Source organism: Pseudomonas siliginis, assembly GCF_019145195.1.
GTDB lineage: Bacteria > Pseudomonadota > Gammaproteobacteria > Pseudomonadales > Pseudomonadaceae > Aquipseudomonas > Aquipseudomonas siliginis.
On the sequence record NZ_JAHSTW010000013.1, the window covers coordinates 166,735 to 180,992 of the forward strand.

General features: G+C 59.6%; 11 protein-coding genes. 5 read left to right on the forward strand and 6 right to left on the reverse strand.

What is annotated here, in order from left to right; all coding sequences use genetic code 11:
* Positions 1–698: 698 nt before the first annotated feature.
* The gene (locus tag KVG87_RS24960; protein ID WP_056787902.1) at positions 699–2,051 is read left to right on the forward strand and encodes an OprD family porin; all 1,353 of its coding nucleotides are present in this window, start codon (positions 699–701) and stop codon (positions 2,049–2,051) included.
* 224 nt (positions 2,052–2,275) lie between these two features.
* Here the strand turns inward: KVG87_RS24960 and KVG87_RS24965 are convergent, their stop codons facing one another.
* Together KVG87_RS24965 and KVG87_RS24970 are read right to left on the reverse strand one after the other, a co-directional pair.
* Positions 2,276–3,118 (reverse strand): mechanosensitive ion channel family protein, encoded by an 843-nt coding sequence (locus KVG87_RS24965; protein WP_016773492.1) that lies wholly within the window; start codon positions 3,116–3,118, stop codon positions 2,276–2,278.
* Between the two features lie 152 nt (positions 3,119–3,270).
* Positions 3,271–3,756, reverse strand: coding sequence for a YajQ family cyclic di-GMP-binding protein (locus KVG87_RS24970; protein ID WP_016773491.1), 486 nt, complete (start codon positions 3,754–3,756; stop codon positions 3,271–3,273).
* Positions 3,757–3,896: 140 nt separating this feature from the next.
* On the opposite strand from KVG87_RS24970, the gene KVG87_RS24975 reads away from it, so the two are divergent.
* From KVG87_RS24975 to KVG87_RS24985, 3 genes are read left to right on the forward strand one after another with little or no spacing between them, the layout of a single operon-like run.
* Positions 3,897–4,814 carry a putative 2-dehydropantoate 2-reductase gene (locus KVG87_RS24975; protein WP_217853054.1) on the forward strand — a complete coding sequence of 306 codons (918 nt, stop codon included), beginning with the start codon at positions 3,897–3,899 and terminating at the stop codon, positions 4,812–4,814.
* A gap of 45 nt (positions 4,815–4,859) precedes the next feature.
* The gene (locus KVG87_RS24980) at positions 4,860–6,896 is read left to right on the forward strand and encodes a sensor histidine kinase (RefSeq protein ID WP_076563949.1); all 2,037 of its coding nucleotides are present in this window, start codon (positions 4,860–4,862) and stop codon (positions 6,894–6,896) included.
* 3 nt (positions 6,897–6,899) lie between these two features.
* Complete coding sequence (locus KVG87_RS24985; RefSeq protein ID WP_217853056.1) at positions 6,900–7,484, forward strand: cob(I)yrinic acid a,c-diamide adenosyltransferase; 585 nt, start codon at positions 6,900–6,902, stop codon at positions 7,482–7,484.
* Positions 7,485–7,597: 113 nt separating this feature from the next.
* On the opposite strand, the gene KVG87_RS24990 is transcribed toward KVG87_RS24985, so the two are convergent.
* The 4 genes from KVG87_RS24990 to secA form a co-directional block, all read right to left on the reverse strand.
* Positions 7,598–8,545 carry a Nudix family hydrolase gene (locus tag KVG87_RS24990; protein WP_217853059.1) on the reverse strand — a complete coding sequence of 316 codons (948 nt, stop codon included), beginning with the start codon at positions 8,543–8,545 and terminating at the stop codon, positions 7,598–7,600.
* The gene (locus tag KVG87_RS24995; protein ID WP_016773486.1) at positions 8,542–9,174 is read right to left on the reverse strand and encodes a glutathione S-transferase family protein; all 633 of its coding nucleotides are present in this window, start codon (positions 9,172–9,174) and stop codon (positions 8,542–8,544) included. Before KVG87_RS24995 ends, KVG87_RS24990 begins: the two co-directional genes overlap by 4 nt.
* 159 nt (positions 9,175–9,333) lie before the next feature.
* Positions 9,334–10,551: a bifunctional glutamate N-acetyltransferase/amino-acid acetyltransferase ArgJ gene (gene argJ / locus KVG87_RS25000; protein ID WP_217853061.1), complete on the reverse strand. Its 1,218-nt coding sequence runs from the start codon at positions 10,549–10,551 to the stop codon at positions 9,334–9,336.
* Positions 10,552–10,672: 121 nt separating this feature from the next.
* Entirely contained in the window at positions 10,673–13,414 is a 2,742-nt protein-coding gene (secA, locus tag KVG87_RS25005) for a preprotein translocase subunit SecA (RefSeq protein ID WP_038861039.1), read from the reverse strand.
* Between the two features lie 309 nt (positions 13,415–13,723).
* On the opposite strand from secA, the gene KVG87_RS25010 reads away from it, so the two are divergent.
* On the forward strand, positions 13,724–14,179 hold the full coding sequence (locus KVG87_RS25010; RefSeq protein WP_041479804.1) for a DUF721 domain-containing protein: 456 nt from the start codon (positions 13,724–13,726) through the stop codon (positions 14,177–14,179).
* Positions 14,180–14,258 lie beyond the last annotated feature (79 nt).

Below are 14,258 nucleotides of genomic sequence, written 5' to 3' on the forward strand. Positions count from 1 at the left end.
CGTGAAGAGCTGCACGAAAATCCTTGATCTACCGTACCTCAGGTCAGTCGCCGCCAGATTGCCCAAGGCTGGATTCATGATTTTTTTGCACCAAAACTGCACAACACGACTACGCTCACTGGGTCGGGCATCCGCTAAATACTCAGTAAGGGGTGAACCGGTAACGTTTTTTGCTGTCCTGCGCACCCTGGGTACGCTGCAACACCATTGGGAGAACCTCGTCAAGCCCGCAGCAAAAAAGGCTCCGGAGCCCCGTTTTCACACGGTTTTCACATCTGCGAGCGGCCCATAGAAAAATAACCGCAGCGTTTTCGCGGTTTGTGCACGCTTGTTGCATTAGTAACCGTATGGACTATAAGCGCACCACTGGAAGTGGTCGCTTGAAGCCAATAAAAACAGTGGCAGGGTTGCCCGATGGAGATTCAAGTGTTTTGCCAGGGACTCTTTTTTAGCGATGCAAAAAAGGCCCGGAAACAGCGATAAAGTTGTCAGTCCGGCTGCATCGGTACTGTGAATTTGCGACATCCAGCGCTCCTTTTGCGACAACGCCGTAAAGAAGCTGAAAGGTTGATTTCGCAAGTATCGCCAACAATGTCGGCGTGATATAAGTTTGCGCCGACACAAAAAGAAAGAGCCGCCCAGATAATAAAACAGGTGGGACGGCAGTACTCTTCTAAAAACCAAAGGAGCAAATCACGATGCGCGTGATGAAGTGGAGCATGATCGCCCTGGCTGTTGCAGCAGGCACCTCGCAGTTCGCAATGGCGTCTTCTCAGGATGAAGCCAAAGGTTTCCTGGAAGATCAGAGCCTGAAACTGAAGACTCGTTTCGAATACATGAACCGCGACTACAAAAATGGCGCGGGCAACGTTTCCAACGGTGACGGCACTTTCAAAAGTGGCTATCGCCAGGATAGCGGTCTCAGCCAACTGCTGACTTACGAGTCGGGCTTCACTCAAGGCACCGTAGGCTTCGGTCTCGACGCCATGGCCATGGGTTCGGTAAAACTGGACGGCGGTTCGGGTCGTCGTGGTAACGGCTTGTTCGCCAACGACAGCGATGGCAACCCTGAGAAATCCCAGGGCAAGGTCGGCGGCGCAGTCAAATTCCGTGTATCCGACACCGTTCTGAAATACGGTCAGCAATTCGTTGCCAGCCCGGTTTTCGCCACTGACGACAGCCGTCTGCTGCCAGAAGTCGCCACCGGTACCCTGATCACTTCCAAAGAGATCAAAGGTCTGGAACTTAGCGCAGGTCGCTTCACAGCGCTGAGCAAGCAGACCGGCATGGGCCGCGACAGCATCGCCGGTCTGCCGGATGAAGATGGCAATGGCGGCAAAGGCCTGACCAGCATCAACATCTTCGGTGCCAGCTATGCCTTCACAGACAATTTCACCGGTGCATTGGCTGCTTCCGACGCTGAAGACTACTTCAAGAAGTACTACGTCAACCTCAACTACACCTTGCCGATCAACGACGAGCAGTCGCTGAACTTCGACTTCAACGGTTACCACACCAAAGGCGACAAACGCGGCGACTTGGTCAGTGCAATTGGCGACGAGACCGACGACAACGATACCCGTGGCGTAGACAACAACCTGTGGTCCTTGGCAGCAGCTTACAGCTTGGGCGCCCACAAGTTCACCGTTGCTTACCAGCAGTCGAGCGGCGACAACGCTTACTACTATGGCGTTGACGGCAACAGTACAATTTTCGTGGCCAACTCCATCCAGATTTCCGACTTCGTGGGCCGCGAAGAAAAATCGTGGCAGGCTCGCTATGACCTGAACATGAAGACTTACGGCGTACCTGGCCTGAGCTTCATGACCCGTTATGTGATGGGTGACAACATCAAGACCAACGGTCTGGGTGAAGGTAAAGAGAACGAGTGGAACGCCGAGTCCAAGTACGTGGTTCAGGAAGGTCCGGCCAAAGACCTGTCGTTCCGTCTGCGTTACGCCATGTACCGCTCCAACGGTGCCTACAGCGGTTACTCGTCTGATAACAACGACACCCGTCTGATCATCGAGTACCCACTGAACATCCTCTAATAAGGTTGCGAAGCTGACGTACTGTAGAGCTCTGCTCTAACAAAACCGCCCGCCTGAATCAGGTGGGCGGTTTTTTTATGGATGAATAACTGATCAAACAGACAAACATTAGCTAGCTACTTATTAGCCAGCATAGTTTCATCGCGCCGATAAAAAACCCGAGAGTGCACACACTGCTCGGGTTTTATATTAGTTGCTGACTGCCAAGCCAACTTCCAACACGATTACTGCGTGGCAGATTCCTGCACTACACGTATAACCCGCTGCGGAAATGGAATATCAATACCGGCAGCCTTCAAACGATCACGCGCCTGCTCATTGAACATGAACATCACATCCCAATAGTCCGCAGTTTTAACCCATACGCGCAGGGATACAGTGATCGAACTGTCGCCCAATGTCGAAATCACCGCCTGTGGCTCCGGGTCCTGCATGACGCGGGGATCCTTGGCCAGATCCAGCAATACCTGACGGGCCTTCTGCAGATCCGCTTCGTAATCCACGCCGACATCAAACACGACTTTGCGCGTTGGCTGACGGTTGGTGTTGGTGATGATGCCGTTCGACAGATTGCCGTTGGGCAGGATGATGGTCTTGTTGTCGCCGGTACGCAGCACAGTGTGAAAAATCTGGATGCTGTCGACAGTACCCGCTACACCTTGGGCTTCGATCCAGTCACCGATGCGGAACGGGCGGAACAGCAGAATCAGCACGCCGCCAGCGAAGTTGGCCAGGCTGCCCTGCAGGGCCAGACCGATCGCCAGACCCGCAGCACCGATGGCCGCGACGAACGAGGTGGTTTCGACGCCGATCATCGACGCGACGCTGACAATCAGCAGCACCTTGAGAATGATGTTGGCCAGACTGCTGATAAAGCCTTGCAGCGCGAGGTCGGCATTGCGCAGAGCGAGCAGACCGCCGAGTTTCTGCGTGACCTTGTTGATCAGCCACCAGCCGATGGCCAGGGTAATCACTGCCAGCAACACGCGGCTGCCGTACTCCATGATCATCGGGATCCACGCCTGGGACGCCTTGACCAGGTGGTCCACTTCCGCATTCAAATCCATGTTCTATCTCCTGATTTCCGGCTTCCCGGGGTGTATTCAAAACAACTGTGGGAGCGAGCCTGCTCGCGAATGCGGCGTGTCAGTCAACTTTTCGCTGAATGAAACACCGCATTCGCGAGCAGGCTCGCTCCCACATAGCCTTCAGACCAAGCTTAGTCGCGGAAGTTGTTGAACTGCAGCGGCATGCCGAATTCCTTGGCACGCAGGGCCGCGATGGCTTCCTGCAAATCGTCGCGCTTCTTGCCGGTGACACGCACCTGCTCGCCCTGAATGGCGGCCTGGACCTTGAGCTTGGCTTCCTTGATGTGGCCGACGATTTTCTTTGCCAGCTCCTTGTCGATGCCTTCCTTGAGGATGGCGTCCTGCTTCATCAGCTTGCCGGACGCGTAAGCATCCTTGACCTCGAGGCACTGCACGTCGATCTTGCGCTTGGTCAGCGCCAGCTTGAGGATTTCGATCATCGCTTCGAGCTGGAAAGCGGCTTCGGCGGTAAGGCTTACGGTCAGGTCCTTTTCCTTGAACTCGAAGCTGCCCTTGCCTTTCAGGTCATAACGACGATCGAGTTCCTTCACGGCGTTCTCGACCGCGTTGGTGAGTTCGTGTTTGTCCAGTTCGGATACCACGTCGAACGACGGCATGTAATCTCTCCAATAAAAAGGCGCACTCGATGTGGATGGAGCGCGCTTGGCTTGCGGTTAAAATCGGGCTCATTATAACGGGTCTTTTCCTACCGATACGGCGAGCCGCACATGCCTGCAAGCAATCGAGCAAAAAACTGATGTCGACCACCTGGCACGTACTTGGCGCCGGCAGCCTCGGCACACTCTGGGCGACACGTCTGGCTCGCGCCGGCTTGCCAGTGCGGCTGATCCTGCGCAATGCGGCGCGCTTGCACAGCTACGAGGCAGTGGGCGGCTTGACCCTGGTAGAAAACGGACAAGCTCACACCTATGCAGTTCCCGGCGAAACCCCGGACAGCTCCGAGCCAATTCGCCGATTGCTGGTCGCGTGCAAGGCCTATGACGCCGAAGAGGCCGTCGCCCGCCTCGCTTCACGCCTCGCTCCGGACGCCGAACTGATCCTCCTGCAAAACGGCCTCGGCAGTCAGGACGCCGTCGCCGCGCGGGTGCCACAGGCGCGCTGCATCAGCGCCTCCAGCACCGAGGGCGCGTTCCGTGATGGCGATTGGCGCGTGGTGTTTGCCGGTCACGGTTTCAACTGGCTGGGCGATGCGGCAAATCCGCTGGCGCCGGTCTGGCTGGACGATCTGCAAGCGGCGAACATTCCCCATGAATGGAGCGCTGACATCCTCAGTCGACTGTGGCGCAAACTGGCGCTGAACTGCGCGATCAACCCGCTGAGCGTGCTCCACGATTGCCGCAACGGCGGGCTGAGCGAGCATCACTGCGAAGTTGCCACACTCTGTGCCGAATTGACCGAACTGCTCGAACGCTGCGGCCAACCCGCTGCGGCGGACAATCTGCAAGCGGAAGTCGAACGAGTGATCCACGCCACCGCCGCCAATTACTCTTCGATGTATCAGGACGTCGCCAACCAGCGCCGCACCGAGATCAGCTATCTGTTGGGCCACGCCTGCAAAGTCGCCGAGCGCCATCAGTTGCATCTGCCGCATCTGCACCAGTTGCAGCAACGTTTGGTGGCGCATCTGCACAAGCGTGGATTGCCCAGCGACTGAGCAGCCGCTAGGCTGACGACTTGTTCCCCTGCTGTGATAAACCTGATGCCATTGCGCCAGCGCCTTGAAAACCTGCCGGTCGGCCAGAAACTGCTGGCCGCCCTGCTGGTGTTGTTGACCACGGTTCTGCTGGTCGCCAACCTGACCTTTATCAGCGCCGCCTATTACATTTCCCAGGAAAGCATGGCACCACAGGCCCTGCAGACCATCGGCCGGCTGATCGCCAATCCGAGTCTGGTCAGCGATGCGCTGGAGTCGCCGCGCAGCGCCGAGCGCCTGCTCAAGGAACTCGACAGTTATTCACCGCTGCGCGCCGCCGCCCTGTACGACGGCAAGGGCGAACGCCTGGCGCAAGTGCAGCGCGGGGAAAAACTCAGCCTCCCCGAGCGCTACCGCCACGTCGAAGCCTGGCAACTCACCGAGTTCCGCAGCAACCAACTGATCACCCTGCCCCGCCCCGGCGCCGCGCCGGGGCATCTGTTGCTGGTCGCCAGCAGCGAACTGCCGATGGCGTTCTACACCGGCACTCTGACCGCAAGCCTCGGCATCCTGATCTTCAGCGTACTGCTGTGGCTGGTCATCGCCCGGCAGATCAAGCGCCTGATTACCCGGCCGATTCACCAGTTGGAGGAATTGTCCCGGCAGGTCACCCGCGAAGAGAACTACGCCCTGCGCGCCGCGCGCGGCAACCACGACGAAATCGGCAGTCTGGCCGAGGCGTTCAACACCATGCTTTCGCGCATCGAAGCCCGCGAGCAGCAGCTCAAGCGTGCCCGCGACGACTCGCAGGCCGCCTACGATCAGGCGCAAGGGCTGGCCGAGGAAACCCGCCATACCAACCGCAAACTGGAGCTGGAAGTCCAGGTGCGCAGCAAGATCGAAAAGAAGCTCACCGGCTTCCAGAATTATCTCAACAGCATCATCGACTCGATGCCCTCGGCGCTGATCGCCCTCGATGAGCAGCTTTACGTTACCCAGTGGAACCAGGAGGCCAGCGCGCTCTCCGGCACGCGCCTGGACGAGGCTTTGAACCAGCCGATCTTCCTCGCCTTCGAACCGCTCAAGCCGTTTTTGCCGCAGCTCAAGGCCACAGTCGAACAGCACACCGTGGCCAAAGTCGATCGGGTGACCTGGTTCAAGGACGATGAACCCAAGCATTACGCGCTGACGTTTTACCCACTGATGGGCGGTGCCGGGCGTGGCGTGGTGATCCGTATCGATGACATCACTCAGCGTCTGTCGCTGGAAGAAATGATGGTGCAGTCGGAGAAGATGCTCTCGGTCGGTGGCCTCGCGGCCGGCATGGCCCATGAAATCAACAACCCGCTCGGCGCGATCCTGCACAACGTGCAGAACATTCGCCGGCGTCTGTCGGCGGATCTGCCGAAGAACATCGAGACTGCCGAACAACTGGGCATCGAACTGGACACTGTGAACCGCTACCTGCAAGGCCGCGAAGTCCCGCAACTGCTCGACGGCATTCAACAGGCCGGCGCCCGCGCGGCGAAAATCGTCACGCACATGCTCAGCTTCAGCCGCCGCAGCACCCGGCAAATGGCGCCGTGCGATCTGCCGGCGCTGATCGATCAAGCCGTGGAAATCGCCGGTAACGACTTCGATCTGGCCATCGGTTTCGACTTCAAGGGCCAGGCGATCATCCGCCAGTTCGACCCGGCACTGGGTCCAGTGCCGGGCACCGCCAACGAGCTGGAACAGGTGCTGCTCAATCTGCTGAAAAATGCCGCGCAGGCGATTCATCAGCGAGAAGACGACAGCGAGCCGGGCCGGATCATTTTGCGCACCAGACTCAATCCGCCGTGGGCCGAGATTCAGGTCGAGGACAACGGCATCGGCATGAGCGAGAACGTGCGCAAGCGCACTTTCGAGCCGTTCTTTACCACCAAGGAAATCGGCCAGGGCACCGGCCTTGGCCTGTCGGTGTCGTACTTCATCATCACCAACAATCACAAAGGCCAGATGGAAGTGCAGTCGGCGCCCGGCCAGGGCACTTGCTTCACTCTGCGTCTGCCGCTGGTGCAGCCTGCGCCGTTGACCACCGAAACCAATTCACTACCGAGGTAACCCATGGGCTTTCGCTTGTCGAAGATCTACACCCGCACCGGCGACAAAGGCGAAACAGGCCTCGGTGACGGCCGTCGCGTCCCCAAGGATCACCCGCGCATCGAGGCGATCGGCGAGGTCGATACGCTGAACAGTCAAATCGGCGTGCTGCTCGCCGGTTTGCTCGCCGAGCGCGAAGTGCATCCGGGGCTGAATGAAATCATCGAAGTGTTGGCGCCGTGTCAGCATCGCCTGTTCGACCTCGGCGGTGAACTGGCGATGCCGGAATATCAGGCGTTGAACGAGGCTGAAATCGAGCGGCTGGAAGCGGCCATCGATGTATGGAATGAAGAGCTGGGGCCGCTGGAGAATTTCATCTTGCCAGGTGGTTCGATGTTGATTGCGCAGGCACATGTCTGCCGCAGTTTGGCGCGCAGTGCCGAACGCCGCTGTCAGCATTTGAATGCGCTGGAGCCGTTGGCCGGGGTTGGCCTGGCGTATATCAATCGGTTGTCGGATTTGCTGTTTGTTGTGGCGCGGTTGATTGCGCGGCGGCAAGGGGTGGCGGAGATTTTGTGGCAGCCGGCTGCGAAACCTGAAGGAAAGTAGCGCCTTACAGGACGCCATCGCGAGCAGGCTCGCTCCCACATTTGCCTGCATTCTGACTGGAGAAATGCAATCCATTGTGGGAGCGAGCCTGCTCGCGAAGACGCCGGTAGCTCTTACACTGGATCAGGCCAGAACGCCCGAATCCCCGCCACACCCTGAGCCCCAACACCCCAAGCCTTCTCGCGTTCCGCCGGCCCTACTCCACCGAGCAGAAACACCGGTTTACTGAAACCGTCAATCAACGCCCCCGCCTGCTCCCACCCCAACGGCTGTGCATCCGGGTGCGTCAGCGTAGGCTGTACCGGCGACAGGGTGACAAAGTCGACGCCCATCTGCTCGGCCAGCGCCAGTTCTTCGGCGTCATGGCACGACGCCGCGAGCCAGCGCTCAGCCGGCAACGGACGTCCTGCCGCCGCGTATTTACGCAGTTGGGCTGCAGTGATGTGCCAGCCGGCAGACGGGAAATCGCCGAGCCATTCGAACGGCCCTTTGATCATCAACTGCGCCTTGCCTGCGCACAGGCCCACCGCGTCGACCGCCAGATCACGGTATTTCGGGTCGTAGCCGTTGGGTGCGCGCAGCTGGATCAATTTGATCCCGCCGGCAATCGCCTTCTGAATGCCGCGCAACAAGGCCGGGCCTTCCAGATCTTCGGGAGTGATCAAGTATTCGGCAGGCAAGCGCGCCGCCGCGACGATCGGCTGATTGGCCGCCGGGAACTCATAGTCAATCAATTCCCTGGCAGTGACCCAAGCCAGTGGCTGGCCTTCCGCACCGTGGGGTTCGCCGCTGAACGCTGATACTTCCCAGACATCCAGCAAGACCTGTTTGTCCGGGTAATCGTGGCGAACCTTGATCAGCGGCCGGGCAGCATCAACGACGATGCCCAGCTCTTCGTGCAGCTCGCGAGCCAGTGCCGATTGGACAGATTCGTCAGCCTCGACCTTGCCACCGGGAAACTCCCACAAGCCGCCCTGATGCTGGGTGTCGGCACGGCGGGCGATAAGGATTTTGCCGGCGCCGTCACGAATGACGGCAGCGGCGACGTGGACGCGTTTCACGGGTTCAATTCCTCCAGTCCAGCCTTTTGCCACGCTTTGAAGGCGGGCCATTGGTAGACGGTTTCAACATAGGCTTCGTCGACCGCCGGCAGCTTCACCTGATAGGTGCGCAAGCGCACGGCGATCGGCGCGAAAAAGGCATCGGCAAGGCTGACACGACCGAACAGGTACGGCCCCTCTTCCGTCGCTGCCGCGCGGCATTCGGCCCACAGCGCGAGCATGCGTTCGATATCGACCTTCACTTCTGGCGGCACAGGATTCAGCGGTGCGTCCTGGCTCAGGTTGAACGGCATGTGGTTACGCATGGCGAAGAAGCCGCTGTGCATTTGTGCGCAGGCCGAGCGTGCCTGGGCGCGGGCGAAGGTATCGCTCGGCCAGAGTTGCTCGGACGGAAACTGTTCGGCGAGGTACTCAGCAATGGCCAGCGAATCGGCGATGGTGCCACGGGTGGTTTGCAGCAGCGGCACCTTGCCGGTCGGCGAATGCTTGAGCAGGCGCTCACGGGTGTCGGGTTTGCCGAGCTTGATCAGCTCTTCGCTGTAGGGTGCGCCGGTCAGGTCCAGCGCCAGTGCCGCACGCAGGGACCAAGAGGAAAGCAGTTTGTCGCCGATGATCAGGTGCAGGGACATGGTGTGGCGCCTTTTCGTCAGAGGAATGCTTCTGAATGGGTTGTGTCCGGATCGCCGTTTTCGCGAGCAGGCTCGCTCCCACAGAAAACCGAACTGCAGCGAGAATACCCTGTGGGAGCGAGCCTGCTCGCGAATGGAGCGGCTCGGTCCCGGATCAGGTCAAGTACGGTATTCAGCGTTGATCTTCACGTACTCATGCGACAGGTCGGTGGTCCAGATGGTTTCGCTGCAATCGCCACGGCCCAGTTCGATGCGGATGGTGATTTCTTCCCGCTGCATCACTGCCGAGCCCTGGGCTTCAGTGTAGGTCGCGGCGCGGGCGCCACGGCTGGCGATGCACACGTCGCCGAGGAACACGTCGATCTTGCTCACGTCCAGATCCGGCACGCCGGCACGACCCACGGCAGCGAGGATACGGCCCCAGTTCGGGTCAGAGGCGAACAGCGCGGTCTTGATCAACGGCGAGTGGGCCACGGTGTAACCAACGTCCAGGCATTCCTGATGGTTGCCGCCGCCATTCACTTCAACGGTAACGAATTTGGTCGCGCCTTCGCCGTCACGCACGATGGCCTGGGCGACGTCCATGCACACTTCGAACACCGCTTGCTTCAGCTTGGCGAACAGCTCGCCTTCAGCGCGGGTGATCTCGGGCAGCGCGGCTTTACCGGTGGCGATCAGCATGCAGCAGTCGTTGGTCGAGGTATCGCCGTCGATGGTGATGCGATTAAACGACTTGTTGGCGCCGTCGAGCATCAGGTTGTGCAGCACCTCGCGGGAGACTTTGGCGTCGGTGGCGATGTAACCGAGCATGGTCGCCATGTTCGGGCGAATCATGCCGGCGCCTTTGCTGATGCCGGTGACGGTGATGGTCACGCCGTCATGCTCGAACTGGCGGCTGGCGCCCTTGGGCAGGGTATCGGTGGTCATGATGCCGGTGGCGGCGGCTTCCCAGTTGTTCTCCGACAGATCATCCAGCGCAGCTTGCAGCGCACCTTCGATCTTCTCGACCGGCAGCGGCTCGCCGATCACGCCAGTGGAGTACGGCAGAATCTGGCTGGCATCGACGCCGGTCAGCTCAGCCAGTTTAGCGGTGGTGCGCTCGGCGGCGGCCAGGCCCGGTTCGCCGGTGCCGGCGTTGGCATTGCCGGTGTTGGTCAGCAAGTAACGCACGGCATTGTGCACGCGCTTTTTCGCCAGGATCACCGGCGCGGCGCAGAACGCGTTCAGGGTGAACACGCCAGCCACGGTCGAACCTTCAGCACAGCGCATCACTACCACATCCTTGCGCCCCGGGCGCTTGATGCCGGCCGAGGCGATACCGAGTTCAAAACCGGCAACCGGGTGCAACGTTGGCAAAGGACCAAGACCAACAGCCATGAATGCGCTCCTTACTCAATGATGTCAGCACCGTCACGGGAACGGACGGTGGGATAAATGGCAAAACGCCGCGACGGCAGGAGCCGGTCGCGGCGCGGGTGTTCAGCGATTGAAACGGGTTTTACTGGATCTGCCCGTGGCAATGCTTGTATTTCTTGCCCGAACCGCAGTAGCACAGTTCGTTGCGGCCCAGCTTCTGCTCGTTGCGAACCGGGGCAGCGGCGGTGGCCAGTGCCACATCGACCTCTTCACCCAACGCTTCCGGCTGATCCAGCCCAGGCGCTTCGGCGTGTTCGAACTGCATGCGCGCCGCCAGTGCTTCGGCTTCCTGACGCAGGCGTTGCTCTTCGGCTTCCGGATCTTCGCGACGAACCTGAACGTGCGAGAGCACGCGGATCGAGTCGCGCTTGATCGAATCGAGCAGCTCGGAGAACAGCGTGAAGGATTCGCGCTTGTATTCCTGCTTCGGGTTCTTCTGCGCATAGCCACGCAGGTGAATGCCGTGACGCAGGTGATCCATGGTCGACAGGTGATCTTTCCACAGGTCGTCGAGTACGCGCAGGACGATCTGCTTCTCGAACGAGCGCAGCGCCTCGGCACCGGCCTGATCTTCTTTCTCGTTGTAAGCCGCCATCAGCTCGGTCATGAGCTTCTCGCGCAGGGTTTCTTCGTACAGGTGATCGTCTTCGTCGAGCCATTGCTGGATCGGCAGTTTCACGCCGAAATCGCTTTCGATCGACGCTTCCAGACCGGCCACGTCCCACTGCTCTGGCAGCGATTGCGGCGGAATGTGGGCGCTGACGGTAGCGTTGAGCACGTCCTGACGGAAATCGGCGATGGTTTCACCGATGTTGTCAGCGGCCAGCAACGTGTTACGCATGTGATAGATCACTTTACGCTGTTCGTTGTTGACGTCGTCGAACTCGAGCAGTTGCTTACGGATGTCGAAGTTGCGGCCTTCAACCTTGCGTTGCGCCTTCTCGATCGCGTTGGTCACCATACGGTGCTCGATCGCTTCGCCCGGCTGCATGCCCAGGGCTTTCATGAAGTTCTTCACCCGGTCGGAGGCGAAGATGCGCATCAAGCTGTCTTCCAGCGACAGGTAGAAGCGGCTCGAACCGGCATCGCCCTGGCGACCGGCACGGCCACGCAGCTGGTTGTCGATACGGCGCGATTCGTGACGCTCGGAAGCGATCACCTGCAAGCCGCCGGATTCCAATACTTGCTGGTGACGCTTCTGCCAGTCGGCCTTGATCTGCGCGATCTGCTCAGGAGTCGGGTTCTCCAGCGAAGCGACTTCCACTTCCCAGTTACCGCCCAACAGGATGTCGGTACCACGACCGGCCATGTTGGTGGCGATGGTCAGCGCACCCGGACGACCGGCCTGAGCGATGATTTCAGCTTCTTTTTCGTGGAACTTGGCGTTCAGAACCTTGTGTTCGATGCCTTCTTTGACGAGCAATTCGGACATGTGCTCGGACGTCTCGATGGTCGCGGTACCCACCAGCACCGGACGACCGGCGGCCATGCTTTCCTTGATGTCCGCGACGATCGCAGCGTATTTCTCTTCGGCGGTGAGGAACACCAGGTCGTTGTAGTCTTTACGCGCCAACGGTTTGTTCGGCGGAATGACCATGACTTCCAGACCATAGATCTGGTGGAATTCGAACGCTTCGGTGTCGGCGGTACCGGTCATGCCGGACAGCTTGGTGTACAGACGGAAGTAGTTCTGGAAAGTCGTCGAGGCCAGGGTCTGGCTCTCGGCCTGGATGTTCAGACCTTCCTTGGCTTCGATAGCCTGGTGCAGGCCTTCGGACAGACGACGACCCGGCATAGTACGACCGGTGTGTTCGTCGACCAGTACGACCTGACCGTCCTGGACGATGTATTCGATATTGCGGTTGAACAGTTTGTGCGCACGCAGACCGGCATAGACGTGGGTCAGCAGGCCAAGGTTGTGCGCCGAGTACAGGCTCTCGCCTTCGGCCAGCAGGCCGACGCGGGTGAGCATTTCTTCGATGAACTGGTGACCGGCTTCGTTGAGTTCGACCTGACGGGTCTTTTCGTCAACGGTGTAGTGGCCGGCCTTGGTGACCTGGCCTTCGACTTCCTCGACGTGCAGTTCCAGCTGCGGGATCAGCTTGTTGATCTCCATGTACAGCTTGGAGCTGTCCTCGGCCTGACCGGAAATGATCAGCGGGGTACGCGCTTCGTCGATGAGGATGGAGTCGACTTCGTCGATCACGGCAAAGTTGAGTTCGCGCTGGAATTTTTCATCCATGCTGAACGCCATGTTGTCGCGCAGGTAGTCGAAACCGAATTCGTTGTTGGTGCCGTAGGTGATGTCGGCGGCGTAGGCGGCACGCTTTTCTTCCGGCGGCTGGAACGGCGTCACGACGCCGACGGTCAGGCCGAGGAATTCATACAGCGGGCGCATCCAGTTGGCGTCACGGCGGGCCAGGTAGTCGTTCACGGTCACCACGTGCACGCCCTTGCCGGACAGTGCGTTGAGGTAAACACCCAGGGTGGCCACGAGGGTCTTGCCCTCACCGGTGCGCATTTCGGCAATCTTGCCTTCGTGCAGAGTCATGCCGCCGACGAGTTGCACGTCGAAGTGGCGCATGCCCATCACACGCTTGCCGGCCTCGCGGGCGACGGCGAAGGCTTCCGGCAACAGCTTGTCGAGGGTCTCCCCTTTGGCGATACGGGCCTTGAACTCGGCGGTCTTGGCGCGCAATTGATCGTCCGAAAGGGCCACCATTTGCTCTTCGAAGGCATTGACGAGCTGCACCGTCTTGAGCATGCGTTTGACTTCACGCTCGTTCTTGCTTCCAAAAAGTTTCTTTAACAAAGGCGCAAACATATCGGCAGGATCTTCCACACTAAAGGGATGGAGGGCGGCCCCGTGAGTCGCCCGTGCAGCCCTCATGGCCGCATGCGAACGAGCATTCTACCCGGAAACGGTGGTGAGGAAAGTGGCGATGTTCCACGATGCTGGCACTGCGCTTTGACGGGGCTCACTTAAAATAAGGGCGTTTTGCTCAACTTCAACCCGTCGAGGGAAAGAAGTCAGGCGTTGATTTAATGAGCAAATCAGGGACAAAAGCAATGGGCCAGAGGTTCCGCAGCTTTCTGCTACCATGGCGCCTCTGTGACTTTCAGGTGTTCGATCATGGCGTTTCGCCCTCTCACGGCCAGAGCACCCGCCGTTCTGTTACGCGAAGCCAAACCGCTCAAAGCCATCCTCGGCCATGCCCAGCGCCTGGAGCATTTGCAGCGCCTGCTCGAAAGCCAGCTGCAGCCTGCCGCCCGCGAGCATTGCCGGGTAGCCAAGTGGCGCGAAGGCGAGCTGTCGCTGGTGGTCACTGACGGTCACTGGGCGACGCGCCTGCGCTATCAGCAGAAACGCCTGCAACGGCAACTGCAACTGTTCGAAGAGTTCGCCAACCTGACGCGGATCAAATTCAGCGTGCGCCCACCGATCGTGCAGCATCGGGCGGTTGGGCACACCATGGATCTGTCGAGCAGTGCGGCAGAGACGATTCAGTCGACGGCCGACGGGATCAGCGATCCGGGATTGCGCGCGGCGCTGGAGCGGCTGGCGGCGCATGCCAAAAGCAAGACCTGACCGCGCACACCATTCCGTGTGGGAGCGAGCCTGCTCGCGAAGAGGCCGTGTCAGACGACATTGATGTTGAATGACACAG